17 protein-coding genes are annotated in these 19,091 nt (G+C 61.7%); 2 read left to right on the forward strand and 15 right to left on the reverse strand.

Annotated features, from left to right (window positions below; genetic code table 11):
- Positions 1-26: 26 nt before the first annotated feature.
- From AC13F2_RS13155 to hisG, 6 genes are all read right to left on the reverse strand, one after another.
- Positions 27-2,096, reverse strand: coding sequence for an alpha/beta hydrolase family protein (locus tag AC13F2_RS13155; RefSeq protein WP_482965453.1), 2,070 nt, complete (start codon positions 2,094-2,096; stop codon positions 27-29).
- A 198-nt stretch (positions 2,097-2,294) separates the two neighbouring features.
- Positions 2,295-4,460, reverse strand: coding sequence for a sodium-translocating pyrophosphatase (locus AC13F2_RS13160; protein ID WP_475209505.1), 2,166 nt, complete (start codon positions 4,458-4,460; stop codon positions 2,295-2,297).
- Between the two features lie 147 nt (positions 4,461-4,607).
- Complete coding sequence (thiL, locus tag AC13F2_RS13165) at positions 4,608-5,468, reverse strand: thiamine-phosphate kinase (protein ID WP_482965520.1); 861 nt, start codon at positions 5,466-5,468, stop codon at positions 4,608-4,610.
- A complete protein-coding gene (gene nusB, locus AC13F2_RS13170; protein WP_482965454.1) occupies positions 5,465-5,917 on the reverse strand; it encodes a transcription antitermination factor NusB in 453 nt (150 codons plus the stop codon). The genes thiL and nusB overlap by 4 nt, the downstream gene beginning before the upstream one ends.
- Positions 5,914-7,203, reverse strand: coding sequence for a histidinol dehydrogenase (hisD, locus tag AC13F2_RS13175; protein WP_482965455.1), 1,290 nt, complete (start codon positions 7,201-7,203; stop codon positions 5,914-5,916). Before hisD ends, nusB begins: the two co-directional genes overlap by 4 nt.
- Positions 7,203-7,859: an ATP phosphoribosyltransferase gene (hisG, locus tag AC13F2_RS13180; protein ID WP_482965456.1), complete on the reverse strand. Its 657-nt coding sequence runs from the start codon at positions 7,857-7,859 to the stop codon at positions 7,203-7,205. Before hisG ends, hisD begins: the two co-directional genes overlap by 1 nt.
- A 36-nt stretch (positions 7,860-7,895) precedes the next feature.
- On the opposite strand from hisG, the gene AC13F2_RS13185 reads away from it, so the two are divergent.
- Positions 7,896-8,987, forward strand: a complete 1,092-nt coding sequence (locus AC13F2_RS13185; protein WP_482965457.1) for a DUF2332 domain-containing protein — start codon at positions 7,896-7,898, stop codon at positions 8,985-8,987.
- Between the two features lie 3 nt (positions 8,988-8,990).
- On the opposite strand, the gene AC13F2_RS13190 is transcribed toward AC13F2_RS13185, so the two are convergent.
- Genes AC13F2_RS13190 through AC13F2_RS13210 form a run of 5 tightly spaced genes read right to left on the reverse strand, consistent with a single transcriptional unit; the run spans position 8,991 to position 12,582 of the window.
- Positions 8,991-9,893 carry an alpha/beta fold hydrolase gene (locus AC13F2_RS13190; protein ID WP_482965458.1) on the reverse strand — a complete coding sequence of 301 codons (903 nt, stop codon included), beginning with the start codon at positions 9,891-9,893 and terminating at the stop codon, positions 8,991-8,993.
- Between the two features lie 2 nt (positions 9,894-9,895).
- Positions 9,896-10,708 (reverse strand): SDR family NAD(P)-dependent oxidoreductase, encoded by an 813-nt coding sequence (locus AC13F2_RS13195; protein WP_482965459.1) that lies wholly within the window; start codon positions 10,706-10,708, stop codon positions 9,896-9,898.
- Positions 10,709-10,718: 10 nt separating this feature from the next.
- Complete coding sequence (locus AC13F2_RS13200) at positions 10,719-11,609, reverse strand: pirin family protein (protein ID WP_222827677.1); 891 nt, start codon at positions 11,607-11,609, stop codon at positions 10,719-10,721.
- Complete coding sequence (locus AC13F2_RS13205; RefSeq protein WP_482965460.1) at positions 11,606-12,337, reverse strand: glutathione S-transferase; 732 nt, start codon at positions 12,335-12,337, stop codon at positions 11,606-11,608. The genes AC13F2_RS13200 and AC13F2_RS13205 overlap by 4 nt, the downstream gene beginning before the upstream one ends.
- Complete coding sequence (locus tag AC13F2_RS13210; protein WP_196848132.1) at positions 12,334-12,582, reverse strand: BolA family protein; 249 nt, start codon at positions 12,580-12,582, stop codon at positions 12,334-12,336. Before AC13F2_RS13210 ends, AC13F2_RS13205 begins: the two co-directional genes overlap by 4 nt.
- Before the next feature lie 84 nt (positions 12,583-12,666).
- Between AC13F2_RS13210 and AC13F2_RS13215 the strand changes: the two genes are divergently transcribed.
- The gene (locus tag AC13F2_RS13215) at positions 12,667-13,260 is read left to right on the forward strand and encodes a DnaJ domain-containing protein (RefSeq protein ID WP_196846541.1); all 594 of its coding nucleotides are present in this window, start codon (positions 12,667-12,669) and stop codon (positions 13,258-13,260) included.
- A gap of 12 nt (positions 13,261-13,272) precedes the next feature.
- Here AC13F2_RS13215 and rsmA read toward each other — a convergent pair whose 3' ends face one another.
- From rsmA to AC13F2_RS13235, 4 genes are all read right to left on the reverse strand, one after another.
- On the reverse strand, positions 13,273-14,097 hold the full coding sequence (gene rsmA / locus AC13F2_RS13220) for a 16S rRNA (adenine(1518)-N(6)/adenine(1519)-N(6))-dimethyltransferase RsmA (RefSeq protein WP_482965461.1): 825 nt from the start codon (positions 14,095-14,097) through the stop codon (positions 13,273-13,275).
- A 74-nt stretch (positions 14,098-14,171) separates the two neighbouring features.
- Positions 14,172-15,179 carry a 4-hydroxythreonine-4-phosphate dehydrogenase PdxA gene (gene pdxA, locus AC13F2_RS13225; protein ID WP_482965462.1) on the reverse strand — a complete coding sequence of 336 codons (1,008 nt, stop codon included), beginning with the start codon at positions 15,177-15,179 and terminating at the stop codon, positions 14,172-14,174.
- Positions 15,180-15,187: 8 nt separating this feature from the next.
- Positions 15,188-16,534 (reverse strand): peptidylprolyl isomerase, encoded by a 1,347-nt coding sequence (locus tag AC13F2_RS13230; protein ID WP_234003259.1) that lies wholly within the window; start codon positions 16,532-16,534, stop codon positions 15,188-15,190.
- Positions 16,535-16,663: 129 nt separating this feature from the next.
- The gene (locus AC13F2_RS13235; RefSeq protein WP_482965463.1) at positions 16,664-19,051 is read right to left on the reverse strand and encodes an LPS-assembly protein LptD; all 2,388 of its coding nucleotides are present in this window, start codon (positions 19,049-19,051) and stop codon (positions 16,664-16,666) included.
- Positions 19,052-19,091: the final 40 nt, after the last annotated feature.

Raw genomic sequence — 19,091 nt, forward strand, 5'->3', positions numbered from 1 at the left:
TCGAAGAATTTGCCTGAGGATTTTTGTCAGTTGAAATCCATCAAGCTTGGCTCAGGCGTCTTGTCGGTTTGAATATAAGCAGGATTAAACCTTTCCAGCCAAGCGTAGGCCTCCTCGATCCATTGGATATGCACGTCATCATACGGCAAGTTATGCGTACCTTGTTCCTGCACAATGTAGCGGTAATCCTTCCCTTCGACCTTCCCTGATTTCCGAAGATTGGCGACAAGCGTTTCCGCCTGTTCCATCGGAATGCGAGCGTCCCGCTTAGCTGTTACAATCAGAATTGGCGCCCATGGCCCATTAGTATTGCGAGCGGAACTGATACCTTCAGGGTCTTCAGATGTCGCTTGGAAACCACTGCTAAAACGACCAAGGTTCTTGGAATCCCACTTGTTCATCATGGGCATATCATAGACGCCGGCGCCCGCAATTGCGCACTTCCAAAGCTCGGGGTCACGCTGCGCTCCGCGTGCGGCGGCATAGCCGCCATATGACCAACCCATTATGCACGCGCGCGTCGGATCGATGATGCCCTTCTTTCCATACTCGGTCAGTATATCGTTGAGATCATCTTGCATTCGCTTGCCGTATCCGCCCGGTTGGCGACCGATCTTGATGAATTCTTTGCCATACCCGCCGGAACCGCGATAATTCGGCTGGATCACAACATAGCCTTGCTCAGCCAAAGGCTGGTTCCAAGGTTCGGTACTGTTCGTCGCAGAGAGTGCGCCAAACGGACCACCATGCGGCATGACAATTACCGGCAAGTTTTTTTCGCCAACTCGGTGGCGAGGATAAGTCACGACTGCCTGAATTTTGGTGCCGTCGCTCGCCGTATACCACTCCGCCTTCACCGGGTTCAGTGGTGCATCCTTCAAAGCGGTACGATCCCAGTTCAGCAACCGGAATTTTCCGCTCTTCAGATCGTACAGATAGTATCCGCCATTTCGCTCTACCCCCCCGACATAAATCACCTGCGTCATGAAATCGTTCGACCAGTCAACAATGGTCGCCTTGTCCTGGCCGAAAGTTTCATCAAGAATGGTTTGTACGGTTTTCAGGTTTTCATTGGTCCATACAAGTCGCATCGTGCCATCAAAAGTGCGAACGCCGACGAGTTTAGAATCGTCCTTGCTGGGAATAATTCCCTGAACATCGAACCCTTCGGTTTCAAATGCAGTCTCAACGATTTCCATCGTCTTCATGTTCATTTTGTACACTTTGTCTACACCATCGTGATTGGAGATGGTGTAGGCCATGTCTGTGCCCGGTATGAAAAGTTCGGGCGTAGGGACGCTTCCTACCCAGGTTTCGTCCGCCTCGTTATAGACCGTTTTAAAATTCCGTTCTCCGTCCGCTTTATAGAGCATCCGAAACTTGCCGTCGTCAGGGTTGCTGTTGAAGCCTGCTCTAATTTCGCCGTCGCTGTCGGCGGCCCATGCGCGCACCACCGGATTGGTGCGTTGGACCATTTCGAACTTGCCCGTGGATACATCCACTTCGACAACCTCTGGAAACCCCCAACGTTCAGTGCTGTTGGCAACGCTGTCCCGCTGCAGCAGGTACTTGCCTTTATCATGATCGATATGAAGGATCGCGCCAGCGTCTCCTCCGGCGTCGCGCCAAGCCTGCGGGATTGATTGCCGAGTTTTCACATCGAAAGCAACGAGGCGCCGAAAGTCGGCAAGCTGCCCATACAGATTTTCGCGGCTAATAACGGTGGCCACTACATGGTCATTTCCGATCCAGCGATATTCGCTCATTGTGCGATCACCGCTTTCGCGTGCCTCATTAGCGGCGAGAATTGGCAATTCCTGCATCGTCTCGAGGTCTAACACTACGAGCATTTCACGCCCGTCCCGTCCGGCAACATAGGCTAGCTTAGTCGCATCGGGCGAGATCTTTACGCGCCCCATATTTGGCTGTTTTACAAACTCCGCCACCGGTATGCGGCCCTCAACAGTTTCCGGAACCTGAGGCGGCGACTGCTGTGCCTTCGCCTGCTGCGGAAACACGCCAAACGAAGCTGAAATCGAAAGCCCCAGAGCGAGGGCGCTTGCCTTGCTCAGAACGGAAATTTTGAAAGTTTTCATTTAGATTCTGCGTCCCTGTTTGAAACTCGCGGGACGGTACCCTTGAGATCAACGCGTTCTCGTTGCGCAGATGCAGTAAATTGGGAAATGATTCCCCGCCCCTGCTTCTATAATGCAGCCGTGATGACGAACCGCAAGGAAAAACCCCACCCGGATGGTTCCGAGTGGGGTATCCTTGCTGCGTAAGACGACGAAAAGTCAGCCAGTCGCGAGCGCCGCTAGCAGCAGCAGGGCGACGATATTGGTGATCTTGATCATCGGGTTTACCGCAGGGCCTGCCGTATCCTTGTAGGGATCGCCCACGGTGTCGCCGGTCACTGCAGCCTTGTGCGCTTCACTGCCTTTGCCGCCGTGATGGCCGTCTTCGATGTACTTCTTCGCATTGTCCCATGCGCCGCCACCGGCGGTCATGGACAATGCGACGAAGATACCGCCCACGATCACCCCGAGCAGCAGTGCGCCGAGCGCAGCGAAGCCGTTTTCCTGGCCCGCGATCAGCGTGATCACGTAATAGACCACGATCGGGGCCAGTACCGGCAGCATCGAAGGCACGATCATTTCCTTGATCGCCGCCTTGGTGACGAGATCGACCGTGCGGGCATAGTTCGGCTTGCTGGTGCCGGCCATGATGCCCGGATCGCCGGCGAACTGTTCACGCACGTCTTTCACCACATCGCCTGCAGCGCGGCCCACTGCAGTCATGCCCATCGCACCGAACAGGTAGGGGAGCAGCGCGCCCAGCAGCAGGCCGACGATGACGTATGGGTTCTCAAGACTGAAATCGACGTCCGCATTCGGGAAGAATTCGGCAAGATCGGTGGTGTAGGCTGCGAACAGGACCAACGCGGCGAGGCCGGCAGATCCGATAGCATAGCCCTTGGTCACCGCCTTGGTGGTGTTGCCCACAGCGTCGAGCAGGTCGGTCTTTTCCCGCACACTGTCGTCGAGGCCGGCCATTTCCGCGATGCCTCCGGCATTGTCGGTGACAGGGCCATAGGCATCCAGCGCCACGACCATGCCCGCCAGGGCAAGCATGGCGGTGGCAGCATAGGCAATGCCCATGAGCCCTGCGAGCTGGAACGTGGCGATGATGCCCGCAACGATCAGGATCGTCGGCAATGCGGTCGATTCAAGGCTGATGGCCAGACCCTGGATGACATTGGTGCCGTGGCCGGTTTCCGATGCCTTGGCGATCGATTTTACCGGGCGATAGTTCGTGCCGGTATAATATTCGGTGATCCAGATGATCAGGCCGGTAATCGCAAGACCGATGAGCGAGCAGTAGAACAGCGACCAGCCGGTGAAACCACCGATCTGTTCGGAAAGCCCCTCTTCTGCCAGATTGGTACCATCGGTTGCAGCAACGATTTCCGTTACCGTGCTGCCTCCGATGACGGTGTCCATGCCGCCAAGGGCAACATTGATTACGATCCAGATCAGCGGGATCGAGAGCAGTGCGGTGACGAGGAAGCCTTTATACATCGCGCCCATCACATTCGTGCTGCCCTTGCCGAGCTTCACGAAATAGGTTCCGATGATGCTGGTCACAATGCAGGCACCGCCGATCAGCAGCGGCAGTGCCATCATCGGCATCAGCAAATCGCCCAGTCCCTTAAGCAGCAGTGCGGTGAGAACCATGGTCGCACCGACGGTGACGACATAGGTTTCGAACAGGTCGGCCGCCATCCCGGCGCAGTCACCGACATTGTCGCCCACATTGTCGGCGATCACGGCAGGGTTGCGCGGATCGTCTTCCGGAATGCCGGCTTCGACCTTGCCGACCAGATCGGCGCCAACGTCGGCAGCCTTGGTGAAGATACCGCCGCCCAGACGCGCGAAGATGGAAATGAGCGAGGCGCCGAATGCCAGGCCGACCAGGCCGTCGATCACCTCACGGCTGTTGGGTGCGTGACCACTTGGGCCCACGAGGTACCAGAAGAACACTGCGATCGCGAGAAGGGCGAGGCCAGCCACCAGCATGCCGGTGATGGCACCGGCGCGAAACGCAATGGTGAGACCCTGCTGCAATCCGCTTTGCGCAGCGGCAGCCGTGCGGACGTTCGAGCGTACCGAGATATTCATCCCGATAAAGCCTGCAACGCCCGAAAGGATCGCGCCAATGATGAAGCCGGTTGCCGGGATAATGCCGAGGAAGATGAAGACGAGCACCGCCACGACCACACCGACAATGGCAATGGTGGTATACTGGCGCTTTAGATAGGCCTGCGCACCTTCCTGAATGGCCGCGGCGATTTCCTGCATCTTTTCGTTGCCGGCGCCGGAACTGAGCACCTGGCGGCTGGTGACGAAGCCGTACACGACGGCAAGCAGTCCCAGCACAATTGCTATGAAAACAAGGTCCACTGAAATTTCCCCTCCCGATTGATTTTATATGCGGTCTGCGCGGGAAACGCAGAACCATCTGGGCTAGGGGTATAAGGGGCCTATGTTGCGTGACAAGGCCGAAATGCGCAGCAATCTTCGCCTGCTAGCCATCATGCGCGCAAGCGATCAATGCCGGTAGCCGAGGCCGTCTTCGGGTGTCAGCATGTCACCATCGAGGAGGAGCCCCGGCGGGCCCGAAAGGACGGTGCCGATGCGGGTGGCCGATACGGGCAATGGGTTACCGTCCGACATGGTGAAGAGCAGCTGATAATCGTCACCCCAGCGCATGCATTCCTCGCGTCGTTCGGGATCGGCTGCAGGAATGCTGCCAGCCTCGATTTCGAAGCATGTCCTGCTCGCCTGCGCCATACGCCAGCTATCGAGGAGAAGCCCGTCCGACACGTCCATCATCGCACTCACAAGGGGGGCAAGCGACTGGCCTTCCGCCAGTAGCGGCTGCGGCCGGCGATAGGCGAGATCGTTCGTACTGCCGGAGCCACGCTCCTCCATGCCCAGCATTGCACGCCCCAGAACGCCGGTGACATAAATGGCATCACCCGCCTGCGCGCCGCGCCGGTCCGGCACGGTAGCGCTGCTGGCCTTTCCAATTGCGGTACAACCCCAGACCCGCCGTCCATCGGCCCTAACCGTATCGCCTCCCAGAAGCGGTACGTCGTAAGCTTCCAGAATTTCGCCAAGGCCCTGCGCAAACCGATCGTCATCGTCGCCCAGCATATGGGACACGAGCACGCCGACCGGTTGCGCGCCTTTCGCTGCAAGGTCGGAAAGGTTCACCGCAATGAGTTTCCACGCGATGTCGGCCGGGTCTTCATCCTCGCGCACATGGACGCCCTGAACCAACGCATCATGCGTCAGGACAAGGCGTTCGCCGCCTATTTCCATAACTGCGGCGTCATCTTCCAGCCCACGGGCTGCCGAATTAACTGCCAGCGCCTTCAGCGCAGAGATGAACCCGGCTTCGTTCAGCGTCTGGCATCCTTGGCCACAGCATCCAGGACGCCGTTGACGAACTTCGCCTCGCGGTCGTCGAAGAAGGCTTTGGCGACATCGACATATTCACTGATCGCGCTGGCCTTGGGCACATCGGGCCGGGCGATCAGTTCGTAGGTTCCGGCACGCAATATCTGCAGCATGGTCTTGTCGAGCCTTGCCAGCGTCCAGCCTTCGGCCAGCCGCGCGGTCAATTTGCCGTCGATCTCTTCGCGCCGTGCCTCGACGCCGCCGACGATGTCGTCGAAGAAGTCGACATCCGCTTCCGCATATTCTTCGTCCTCGATGACGCGGCCAAGGCGGTGCTGGTGAAATTCGTCAAGCAGCTTGGCGAGGCGCGTGCCTTCCATCTGCTGCTGGTAGAGCGCCTGAACGGCGCCGAGGCGAGCGGCACTGCGGGCCTGGGATCTGGAATTCTGGCTCATTTCAGTCTCGTCGAAATCGATAGGGCGTGCGCTGGGAGACCTTCTGCCTCCGCCAGTCTCACCGCGGCCGGACCGATGGCAGCAAGGGCAGCTTCGGAGGCGTCGATAAAACTGGTGCGCTTCATGAAATCAAGCACCGACAATCCGCTGGCAAAGCGGGCGCGGCGCCCAGTGGGTAGGACGTGGTTGGGCCCGGCAATATAATCTCCCACTGCCTCGGGCGTGTGTCGGCCCAAAAACACGCTGCCTGCATGGCGCATGGCATCGAACAGGGATTGCGGTTCGTCGACCATAAGCTCGACATGTTCGGCAGCGAGGCGATCGGACAGGGCAGGGGCTTCGTCGAGGCTATCGACCAGTACGATCAAGCCATGGGTGTCCCAGCTTGCCTTCGCAGTCTTCGCCGTTGGCAATTTCATCAGGGTGATGTCGACCGCATCCTCGACCTGACGGGCAAGGTTTTCGCTGTTGGTAATCAGGATCGATTGGCTCGTCGGGTCATGCTCCGCCTGACTCAACAGATCGGCGGCGATCCAGTCAGGGTTGTTGTTGCCATCCGCGATCACGAGAATTTCGCTCGGCCCTGCCACCATGTCGATGCCGACCACGCCATAAAGCTGGCGCTTGGCTTCTGCGACCCAGGCGTTGCCCGGTCCGGCGATAACATCGACCTTGCCGATCCGTTTCGTACCGTAGGCGAGTGCGGCCACGGCCTGTGCCCCGCCGACGCGCCAGATTTCGTCGACCCCGGCGATATGGGCTGCTGCAAGAACTAGCGGATTGACCTCGCCCTTCGGCGTGGGTGTGGTGACGACGAGGCGCTCCACCCCGGCAACCCTTGCAGGGATCGCGTTCATCAGAAGGGAAGACGGATAGGCTGCGCGGCCACCGGGAACATAGAGCCCGGCAGCATCAACCGGCCGCCAGCGCGCCCCCAGGCGCATGCCGATATCATCGGTGTAGTCGCGGTCAGAAGGCAGCTGGCCTTCGTGATAGGCGCGGATGCGCGATGCGGCGAGTTCGAGCGCGTCGCGCAGATCGGCGTCGAGCGCTTCGTAGGCAGCGCGGCAGTCCTCCAGCGGGATCTGCCAGTCGCTATCCCGTGTCAGGTGGTGCCCGTCGAAGCGGGTCGTGTATTCGACCAGCGCGCTATCGCCGCGTTGGCGCACTTCGTTGATCATCGTTGCGACATCACGCCCGACCTGGGCGTCGCTTTCGCGCCTGTCTCGCACGACGCGATCGAATTTCTTGGGAAAATCGGCGTCGCTGGTGCGCAGAAACTGCATCAGGCGGCCTCGCGCCGGGCAGCGTCGGCGCGGAATTCCTCGACCAGCGCAGCGACGCGCGGATCGGTCTTCAAGGCGGCGCGGTTGACGATAAGCCGGGCGGAGATGTCCAGAATGCGGCTGGTTTCAACCAGGCCGTTTTCGCGCAGTGTGGTCCCGGTGGAAACGAGGTCGACGATCCGCCCCGCCAGCCCCAGTGCAGGTGCGATTTCCATCGCCCCGTTCAGCTTGACACATTCGGCCTGAATACCCTGCCGTTCGAAATGGCGGCGTGTCAGATTTGGGTATTTGGTCGCGACACGCAGGTGGCTGGCCCCATCGACACTGGCTGCGCCTTCCTTAGGCTCGGCAACCGACAGCCGGCAATGTCCGAAATCGAGATCGACCGGCGCATAAAGATCGGCATAATCGAACTCCTCGATCACGTCCGACCCGACGATGCCCATCTGCGCAGCGCCATGCGCGACGAAAGTCGCCACGTCGAATGCGCGCACACGGATCAGCCGCATATCGTCGCGCATGGTGGCGAAAGTCAGCGAGCGGTTGGCCTTGTCGTAAAAGGCATCTTCGGGCACCACGCCGGCACGCGCCATGACAGGCAGGGCCTCGTCGAGGATCCGCCCCTTGGGAACGGCGAAGGTCAGGCTGTCGTTCATGGGCTGCGCAAATAGGCAGCAGGAGGCCAAAGGGCAATGACGATCGACAAAGCGGAATATGTCGCGAGCGATCCCGAAGCTACGGGCCCGGAAGCGGTTGCGCGGGCTTTCGAAAACCAAGTTGCCTATTGCCGGTCCAGCAACGCTGCCATCACGGCTACGGTATGTCAGGCCTTGCGTGACTTGATAGACACCGAACGCGGCGGTGCGGTAATGCGCAGAGTGCGGCGATGGGCAGGGCCGGCGCTGGCCGATGCCCTGCCACTGAGATTGGCTGGCGGGTTGCACGCGCTTCATCTGAGCGGCGAGGAACCGCGTCTTGCGCCAATATACGAAGGGCTGGGGCCGAACAATGCGGCAGAATTGATCGCCGATGCCATAGAGCGGCACGAACCATATTTGATGCCGTGGCTCGATGGGCCACCGCAGACCAATGAGGCGGGCCGGTCTGCCGGATATGCGGCGGCATTTCTGTGGTTGGTCGATCACGGGCTTCCCGGCGAGTTCGACCTACTTGAAATTGGTTCGAGCGCGGGAATAAATCTGATGATGCGCCGTTATCGCTACGATCTGGGCGGAGTGGCTGTAGGACCGAAGTCTTCGCGTATTCACCTGACGCCGGAGTGGCGCGGCGAACCTCCGCCGGATCGGGATTTCGATATCATCGCCGCCGAAGGTTGCGATGTTGCACCGGTCGATCTGACCGATGATAGGCAGGCGCTACGCCTCAAGGCGTACATCTGGCCCGAATTCACCGAACGGTTTGCCCGGATGGACGCTGCAATCGCGGCGGCTAATACCTTCCCGCCCGAGGTGGCTCGAATGCGCGCAGCGGACTTCCTGCGCGATCGCCTTGCCCAGCCCCAGCAGGAGGGTACGACCCGCGTCCTGATCCATTCGGTGGTCTGGCAGTATATCCCGCAAGAAGAGCGGGAGGGGATCGTGGAGATGATGGAACAGGCCGGCCAAGAGGCGAGTAAGGACAAGCCACTTGCCTGGATCAGCCTGGAAGCCAATCGCGATACGCACCGCCATGAACTGACCGTGCGATATTGGCCCGGCGGGCAGGCGTGGCAGAAGCTCGCCACGGCCCACCCCCATGGAGCGTGGATTCAGTGGGAGGGCTGACTATTAAGCCGTACGCTCGAGAAACGTCTCCATCGCCTCGTTGACGGCGAGCGGCGCTTCCCAAGGTACGAAGTGGCCGCAGTTGGGCACCTCGACCAGCGTGAAATCTTCAATGCACTCGCGCATCCCTGCGGTATTTTCGGGCGGCAGGGCCAGATCGTCCTGCGCCCAGATAACCAGGGTCGGCAGGCGCAACTTGGGCAGGGCGGGGGCGGTCCAGCCTTCTGGCAATCCGAACGGCGCATCCATCGGGGGAACGTCGATCGGGCTGGCGCGATACCAGTTGAGCATGGCGAAGGCGGCATCACGGTCCTGCCAGTCTTCCAGCAGCATGGCACGTTCTTCCGGCTCCATCCGGTCGGGCGCATCCCATTTGATCTCCTGCATCAGGATCCCGCCAAGCCCGTGTTCGCGCACCAGCGCGTCGTTCGCCGGATCGCGAAAACCACGCATGTACTGGCTGGCTTCGCGCTGAACCTTGCTGGTGTAGAGCAGCTTCTGGAAGACCTGCGGATGCGGTGCATTGGCGATTACCGCGCGGGTCACGCGGCCCGTATCCTGGCCGGCCAGCGCTACGCCCCATGCAATCGCGCCGCCCCAGTCATGCCCGACGATGGTGAAGTCCCTCACGTCGAGCGCCGCGGCCATAAGGAAGATGTCGCCCACCAGCTTGTCGGGCGAATAGTCGGCAACCGCCTGCGGCTTTGACGATCCGCGATAGCCACGCTGATCGGGCGCGATGCAGCGGAAGCGGTCGGAGAAATGCGCAATCTGATGGCGCCAGGTGCGATGGCTCTCGGGAAAGCCGTGAAGGAAGATCAGGACCGGCGCGTCGCGAGGCCCTTCATCGACCACATCGAGTTCGATTCCATTGCCCAGCGCAATCCGCTTCTGTTCCAGCCCCATGGTCACTCCTCCGCTTTCATCTTCTCCATGTAACCGGCGGCAACCATGCCCGCGACCTGATCGAGCAACTGGTCGGGCGTGCGGCGCAATTCGCCCATCGCCTCTTCCATGCCTTCCGCCACGATGATTTCGCGCTGGTTCGCCTCGACTGCGCTGACGATGCGACTGGCCGCTTCGGCCGGATCGATGCCGTTATCGATCACCTTGTCGCTACGCCCGCGTTTGCTGCCATCCGCGGTCAGCGCATTGCGGCTCACGTCGGTGGCGACGGAACCCGGGCAGACCACGTGGACCGAGATGCCCGATTGCGACAGTTCGGCGCGCAGCGCATCGGCATAGCCGACCAGCCCGAACTTTGCCGCACAATAGGCGGTACGCATGGGCACGCCGACCTTGCCCGCAATGGAACTGATGAACAGTAGGTGCCCGCTGCCACGCGCGGTTACATGCGGTAGCAGCGCCTGCGTCGCCGCGATCTGCGCGGTCAGGTCGATATCGATGATCTCGCGATAGACGCTCATGTCCGTGTCGACGGCTGCACTGCGCTGCGACACGCCAGCATTGGCCACGAAAATGTCCACGCCCTTCCAGGCGATTGCCTGCTCGGTCGCGGCCTGCATCGCCATATCGTCGCGCACGTCGAAAGGCAGTACCAGAGATTCGTGCTGCAGTGTGTCTGCGACATCGGCCAGTCTCGCTTCGTCCCGGCCCGACAGGATGATATTGGCGCCCCGGCTTGCCCATTCACGTGCCAGCGCTGCACCGATGCCGCTGCTGGCGCCCGTGATCCAGGCGGTCTTGCCTTCGAAGCTCATCATATCCCCCTTATGGATAGGTCACTGTCTTGGGCGCGCCGTCAGGCAAGGGGATGAATTCCCCGTCTTCGCCCGGCACCGTGCCGAAACGCCCTTCGCGCCAGTCGTCCTTGGCCTGGTTGATGCGTTCGCGGCTTGAACTGACGAAGTTCCACCAGGCGTGGCGCTTGGTGGTGAACGCCTCGCCGCCCATCAGCATGACGCGCGCGCCGCTCCTGCTCTCCAGAGTCATTTCGCGGCCCGGCTGCAACACGGCAAGCTGGTATAACGTCAGCGCGTGCCCATCGACCGACGCCTCGCCGCCGACCAGCATCACCGCGCGTTCGTCGGCATCTTCCTCCAGTGGGATCATGCCGCCTGGCTCCAGCATGATTTCTGCATAGATCGTGTCGGCATGCGTCGTGGTCGGCGCACGTTCGCCCCACAATTCTCCCATGATAACGATGGCCTTGGCATGTCCGTCCTCGATGACCGGCAGATCGGTCACCGCCTCGAAAGCCGGATCGATTTCCTCGCGCCCGTCCGGCAGGGCGAGCCATGTCTGCATGCCATAAAGCCTGGGGCCGGCCTTGCGCTCCGCTTCGGGGGAGCGTTCGGAATGAACGATGCCTTTGCCGGCCGTCATCAGATTGACCTGACCCGGGCGGATCGTGGCAAAGCTGCCGATGCTGTCACGATGGTCGATGGCGCCTTCGAACAGCCAGGTGACCGTGGCGAGATTGATATGCGGGTGGGGCCGGACATCCATTCCCGAACCCAGATCGAGCTGCGCCGGGCCGAACTGGTCGACGAAGATGAACGGACCCACCATGCTGCGGGATTTGGCCGGCAAGACCCGTCGAACTTCGAACTGGCCCAGATCGTGAGTGGTCGGGGTTAGGGTCTGCTCGAAATTGCTCATGCCGGGTCGAGGTCCTCGTAATGACGGAAGATACCGTCTTCGTTGAAAGCGATACGTCGATCGCTTGCCAGATAAGCTGCAATCCCTTCGATAGTCGAGACTGCATTGCTGCAGCCTATCAGACAGGGGTAGTCGCTCTCCACCGCAGCCATCCGATTGGGGAACGCATAACGCAGCCCTGCGACCAGCTGAAATAACGATGTGTCGACATGCGACCACTTCGTGCCGGCAACGAACGGACCGTCGCAAATGCCGAGGGCGGTCTCGAAATGATCGAAGAATTTGGGAATGCGCTCGTCACGAAATGCCTGGGCAGCCCTGATCGCCGCATCCTTCTGATCGTCGAAATACAGGCCGCCTGCTATCGGATGGTGCACGTTGTGCACCTCGGCCACCATGTCGGAAATGGTTAGCTGCAACTGGATCAGATGAAGGTCCTTAGCCCCGTCGCCAGTGCCCAGATCGTGGCGATCGGTCAGCCATGTGACGATATGGGCGGCCTGCGCGATCGAAAACCCGCTCTCCCGTTCGACCAGATAGGGCGGCGCAAAAGGTGCAAATTCATCTGACTTGCTGCGTCGTTCCATATCGTCGACCAGAGCTTCGACGCCATCGTCTCGTGCGCGGTCGCGATAGGTAATCCCCGCCCCTTCCATCAACAGGCGAACGAATTCTCCGCGGCCCTGGATAGAGGGCCAGTACCACAAATCGTATTCGGGCCCGCTCACGTTACCGGGGCCGACGCCTGAATGGCGAGGGCATGGACACGTTCACCGGGAATGTCGCCCAGCGCGCGGTTGACCATGCGCTGGCGTTCGAGGCGGGACTTGTCGGCAAAGGCGGGTGCTTCGATGACCACGGTAAAATGCGATTCACCGCTACCATCGTCTCCGGCATGGCCGGAGTGCTTTGCACTGTCGTTGATTACCTCAAGCCGCGTGGGGCTGAAGGCTTCTTTCAGAAGGTCTTCCATTTCCTGCTGGACTGATCCTGCCACGGGTTCGAATCTCCTTTTCGGGGGTTTCCTTAGCGCACTTCGCTCCCCATCCTAGAACGAATGCGCCAGACAAAGTTTCACGGACGATACGAAGACACCGGGCGGGTATGCGCCCATCCATCCTGCGAAGAACCGGGCGAATTCCGCGCTCCGGGCGGCGGAGGGCATGGTTTCGACGGACCGGGTGAATGGCGCTGGCTGTGTCTTGAGCATGTGCGCGAGTTCAATGCGGGCTATGATTGGTTCGAAGGGATGAGCGCCGAGGAAATCTATAACGCACAGGCCCCGGGGGCGGGCTGGCGGACCGAAAGTCCCAGTTTTCGTCCAACCGCGGGCGTCGATGGGATGCCGCGCTGGTCCGATTTCGACGATCCTCTGGAAGCCATCTCCGCGCGTGCTGCTGGCATCAAGAGCCGTGCCCGGCGTGAGGCAGAAATGGCGATGGACGGCCGCTTCAGTCGCGAAGAGGCAGAAGCGCTGGAAACGATGGGTCTGGGCCTGAACACGGATCGGCGTCGTCTGCGCCGTCGGTATTCAGAACTGGTGCGCCGCTATCACCCGGACCGCAATGGCGGGGATCGGCAATACGAAAGCCGGCTTGGCCGCGTAGTGGAAGCGTACCAACTGCTGCGCAAGTCGCGCGCTATCGCCTAGGTTGCAGGTCTCTCAGCGCCCCAGCGACCGGGCGAGTTCCACGAATTCCGCGACCGTTACCGTCTCTGCTCTGCGCTGCGGATCGATGCCCAGTTTTTCCAGCGCCTCGACCGCGCCCGGTACGCCTTTCAAACTCTGACGCAACATTTTGCGGCGCTGGCCGAACGCGGCTTCGGTCAGGCGTTCGAGCATGCGCGCGCTCACCCCTTCGGGCATGGCGGTGGGTTCGACATGCACGATCGCGCTCATCACCTTAGGCGGCGGGGTAAAGGCGCTGCGATGAACCTTCATCGCCAGCTTTGCCGTGCTGCGCCACTGGGCCAGCACGGCAAGCCGGCCGTAGGCAGAACCGCCTGGTTGGGCCGCAATCCGCTGGGCGACCTCCTGCTGGAACATCAGTGTGAGGCTGGTCCACAGGGGCGGCCAATGTTCCCCGCCCAGCCAGCGAACGAACAGCGCGGTGCCCACATTGTAAGGCAGGTTCGACAGGACGGCGAAAGGCTCGCCTCCCATCAATTCTGCATGATCCAGCTTCAGCGCATCGCCTTCGATCACGCGCAGTTGTCCCAGAAACGCCTCGCCCAGTTCGGCAAGTGCGGGCAGGCAACGACGATCCATCTCGATCGCCGTGACGCGGGCGCCGGCACGCAGCAAGGCGCGGGTCAGACCTCCGGGGCCCGGCCCGACTTCCAGCACCTGCTTGCCTGAAAGGTCGCCGGGAACGGCTGCGATCCGGTCGAGAAGATGCTCGTCGAAGAGGAAGTTCTGTCCCAAGGCCTTGGACGCAGAAAGGCCGTGGCGGGCGATCACCTCGCGAAGGGGGGGAAGAGCGGTCATGCGCTAAATCCGCTCTGCTGAGCTCGTGGAAGCATAGTCGCGACGCTTGCCCCATCCCGCCGCCTTCGACAAGCTCAGCCTGCGTGCGCGTGCTTTCTGCGGGCGGCGATTTCACCGGCCATCTTCAAGGCCGCGATCATCGCGCCCGGCTCGGCGAGGCTGCGACCGGCAATATCGAAAGCGGTGCCATGATCGGGGCTGGTGCGCACGATCGGCAGGCCGAGCGTGACATTGACCCCCTCGTCGAAATCCAGCGCCTTCAGCGGCACCAGGGCCTGATCGTGGTACATTGCCAGCGCCGCGTCATACGTCTGGCGCGCACGGGGCGTGAACGACGCATCCGCCGGATGAGGCCCGGTGACGGCAATACCTTCTGCCACCAGCGTTTCGATGGCCGGCGCGATTATGCGTGCTTCTTCATCCCCGAAGCGGCCGTTTTCGCCCGCATGGGGATTGAGGCCGCACACGGCGATCCGAGGGTCTGCAATCCCGAAATCACGGGTAAGCGCCGCAGCCACGATCCGGGCGCGGCGCGTGATGAGTTCCTGCGACAGCCGTCCGGGCACATCCGCCAGCGCGCAATGAACGGTCAGCGGAACTGCGCGAAGGCTCGGACCGGCCAGCATCATCACGGCGTCGTCCGGAGCCAGTCCGCAGACTTCTGCCAGAAATTCGGTCTGGCCGGGATATTCGAAACCGACCATGGCCAGTTGCGCCTTGCCGATGGGGGCTGTCACCAGACCGGCGGACGCACCCAGCAGGCAGTATCGCGTCGCTTCGGCGAGTGAATGCAGCGCCAGCGCTGCGCCCGGCTCGTCGGGTTTTCCCGGTGTAGCAGCCACATCTTCGGTACCAAGAACGGGTATCGCCCGGTCGAAAACAAGGGCCGTCTTCGCAGGATCCGAAATGACTTCGGTTTCGACAGCGAGGCCACGCCTTCGGGCTGCCTCGGCCAGTACGCTTGCACCCCCGACCACGAAAAAGGGCGCGATGCCAGATTCCTGACGCCGCGCCCAGCTTTCCGCTATGATCTCAGGCCCGATCCCCGCCGGATCGCCAAGGGAAACGGCGAGGGGAGCCATGATCGGTGTCAGTTATACTCGATGTAGGCGTCGTTGCGCAGGTCGCGCAGATAACGCTGGGCACGCTTTTCGATGCGATCTTCTTCGAGCTGGCCCATGATCTGGTTGAAGTCCGGTCCGGCAGCCGACTTCGGATCGTCGCGGCCGCACAGCATGAGCACCCGGACGCCTTCTTCGAACGAGCCGAAGGGCGGGGTGGACTGGCCGACCTGCAGTTGCAGGATGATGTTCTGCAGCTGCTCCGGCAGGGCGCGGACGCGAATCTGATCATTGGTCACGACATTCGCGCCGAGTTCGGCGGCGACGTTTTCCGCGTCACCGCAGCCACGGATTTTCTGCACGCCTTCGGTGAAGCGGGCGACGCGCTGCTGGGCCGCGGCCTCGGTCGTACCCGGATCGAAGCCGATTTGGATCTGCTTGAGGCTGAGAACGGCATCGCGCGGATCGGCCATCAGCACCTGGCGCCGGTCGATCAGGTAAAGGATCGAATAGCCGCCCGGAATGGCGATCGGCCCGACGAGCTGACCGGGGGTCATTTCGCTGGCTACCTGTTCGAGCTGCTCGTTCTTCAGCTGAGGCAGCTGGATCCAGCCGAGGTCGCCGCCGACCGCTGCGGTCGATGCTTCGGAGAACTGGCGGGCATAGGCGACGAAGCTGCCACCCTGGCGCAGCTGTTCCACGATCTTGCGGGCATTGTCCTCAACCGCGGATGACGTTTCAGGCGTCGCCGACAGGTAGATTTCGCCAAGACGGTATTCTTCCGTCCCGCGCGAGGCTTCCATGCGTTCGATCATCTCGTTCACTTCGTCGGTCGAAATGTTGACGAACGGGGCCACGTTGCGACGCAGCAGATTGTTCCACGCCAGCTCGCCCGTGATCTGGCGCTTCAGCGCTGCGGGCGAAGAGCCGATCGATGTGAGATAATCGTCCATCTTCCCCGGCTCCTGGCCGAAGTTCTGGGCGGCAACGCGGGCATAGGTCTGGTCGACTTCTGCCTGCGAGACTTCGATTTCCTGCGATAGGGCTGCCTGGATCTGCAGCGTTTCGTCGATCAGATTGCGCAGCACCTGCATGCGCACGCGGATCATTTCCTGTTCGCTCACCGGGCGTTCGTTCGCGGCGAGGAGCAGCGCGACGCGCTGGTCGATGTCGGTCTGGGTGATCACGAAACCGTTCACCACTGCCGTCGCGACGCGCTTGTTCGGGTCGCTGTTCGTGAGCATGCTCAGGTCGCTCGGCAGACCGAGAAGGTCGCCTTGCGCCATCGCGTCCTGGGCCTGCCCCGCGATCGGCGCGGTAGCCAGCCCGGCAGCAGCGGCAGCGGAAAGCAGTCGGGAAATTATGTTTGCAGTCACGTGTCGAACCTATCTAACGGCAACGTCTGGATGCCAATATGCCGGTCGCCATGAAGGGATGCGGCTTAACGGAAGCTGATAATCGCTCGCCGGATAGCGTGTTTGGCGCAAGGTGCCAACAAGCGCCGCCTAGCGGAAGCCCAGATTTCTCAGACTGAAATAGAACTGGAAGGTATCGCCGCGTTCCGCATCGCCCGAACTGATATAGTCGCGGCGCCACGTCACCCCGATTTCGAGGCAGTCGTCCTGATAGGCGACGCCGAGCCGGGTGCGGATCGGATCGAACCCGTCGGAATCGAAGGTCGGGTCCTCCTCGCGGTCGGTCAGATTGAACACGCCCGATCCGAAGATCGACCAGTAATTGGCGAAGGCCACGCGCACCGCGCCGCGCAATTCCTCGCGATCCTGAAGATCCTCGACCTGCGTGATGTCGCGATTGAGGCGGACATAGCCCAGTTCCGCATAGGTCTTGCTCGACCCGACCGCCGCGTCGATTTCGTTGCGGCGGATGGCGAAGCTGTCCTTGTCCAGCCGGAAACGGTGCGTAAACTTGACGAAATTCTGGTACCGCACTTCCGTCCGGCCGACGAAATCGGAGAATTTTTCCGACAGGCCCGTACCGTCGGGGAATATCTCCCTATCGTTGTCGAGCCGGTAGGACTGGCCGATCGTGCTCTTCACTTCCCAGTCGGGCACCCGCAGCGACCAGTCGACGCCGTATGTCACACGCGCCCCGTCCTCCACCCGGTCGTATCCCGGGAAGCGGTTGAGCGCGAACAGGTTGGAATCTTCCAGATCGATCGCCCGCGCATCTTCGTTGGGGATCGCGAGGTTCCTGATCGGCGGCGTCGCCACGAACTGGACCCGCGGGGTGAAGACCTGCGTTCCGCCGAACGCTTCGCCCACGAAGGGCCACTGCACATCCACCGCGCCCAGCGCCACACCGCGATATTCCCAGCCGGGGTTACCGCGATAGCTCGGCGTCTGGGTGAGGAAGTTCTCGTCCGAATGATAGACGTCGCCGCGCACCATGCCGGTCAGCGTCACGACCTGGCCCATGCCGGTCACGCGGCGAAGGTCCCATTGCGCGCGGGCGAAGGCGCGCTGCGTGTCCTGGCCGATGTCGCGCGTGATGGCGAGCGTGTTGGCCTGCAGCTCGAGCTGCCCGCCCATGATCGGGGTTTCGGGCCGCCAGCGGGCGTCGAACACCGGCAGCGCGATGGGAACTTCGCCTTGCGGCTGATCCAGGCGCAGCGTCTGCGTGGCCCAGCCGGCGAGCGAGATGTAGCTGTGTTTCCCGATCCGCTCCAGTTCGACCATCGACCGCAGCCGGTCGTCGCGGCTGATGTCGTACCGGCGCAGGAAGGTGCGGTCGGTCGCGCGGCGGATCGATCCGGTCAGGCTCCAGTTCGGGCTCAGCTGGAACTTGCCGTTGGCGAAGAGATAGCCGCGGAATTCCTCTTCCCCGACCAGGTCGCCGGTGCGCGTCGATATGCGCTGGCTATGCGTGGCATAACCGGTGACCTGATAGGCGCCCCGTTCGGTCAGGTGCCGCCATTGCCCGGCCAGCATCGGCGCGGCCTGGGTATAGAGATGGGTGGTCAGCGTCAGGTCGCGATTCTCCGCGAACCGGATATAATAGCTGCCCGATACTTCCACGCCATTGCTCTGCGACACGCGCAGATCGGGCACGAGGAAGCCGGAAACCGGCCCGCCATCGGTCCGCAGCGCCAGGCCGGGCAAAGGCAGGATGCGCGCCCCGAACAGTTCCAGATAGGCGCCTGTGAAACGGATACGCTGTTCGTCGGGGTTGTAGACCACCCGTTCTGCGGTGATCCGCCAGCTCGGTTCCTTGGGGCAACCCTTGGGCGTTACCACGTCGCACCCGCTGTAGGCGGCATCTTCCAGCGCGACAGTGCCGTCGTTTTCGCGCACGCCGCGATTGGCGGCCAGCCTTCCGCCCTGGCGCAGCGCCAGCAGCAGATTGTCCATCGCCCCGGCTTCGAACTCGTCGGTCAGCTCGACGCGTTCGGAAAACAGCTGATTGCCGTTCTCGTCCACGAAGCGGACGCGTCCATTGGCGACGATCTCGCCCGTATCCTCGTTCCAGGTGACCGAATCGGCGCGCAGCGAACGGTCGCCGCTGCGCAGCACGACATTGCCACTGGCCGTAACGACGTCGCTTTCCGAACTGTATTCGAGAATGTCCGCCTCGAACCCGATCTCGCGTTCGCCGGCGGCATTGATGCCATCCGCGCCGGTGGGGGGCGGGGGTGTGTCGAGGCCGGCATTGGGTTCGGGTATCGTCAGCAGCTCGTCGACATTTTCCGCTGTATCGACAGTGGGCTGCTCGCTGCCCGGCTCGCCCTGCGGGTCTTCGACCGTGCCGACATCGTCCGCCGCGGCCTGGGCTGCAAGCGGTGCCGTTGCGCACAGGATCAGCGCTGTCGCCGCCAGTGTCACTGGACGAATGGCCACCCGGCTGGCTCGTTTGGCTGACTCGGCAGGCGGGAGCATCACTTGCCTATCGCACCGCCCACGCCTAATCGCAATCGCC

This window comes from Qipengyuania sp. L-5Y (genome assembly GCF_056859455.1).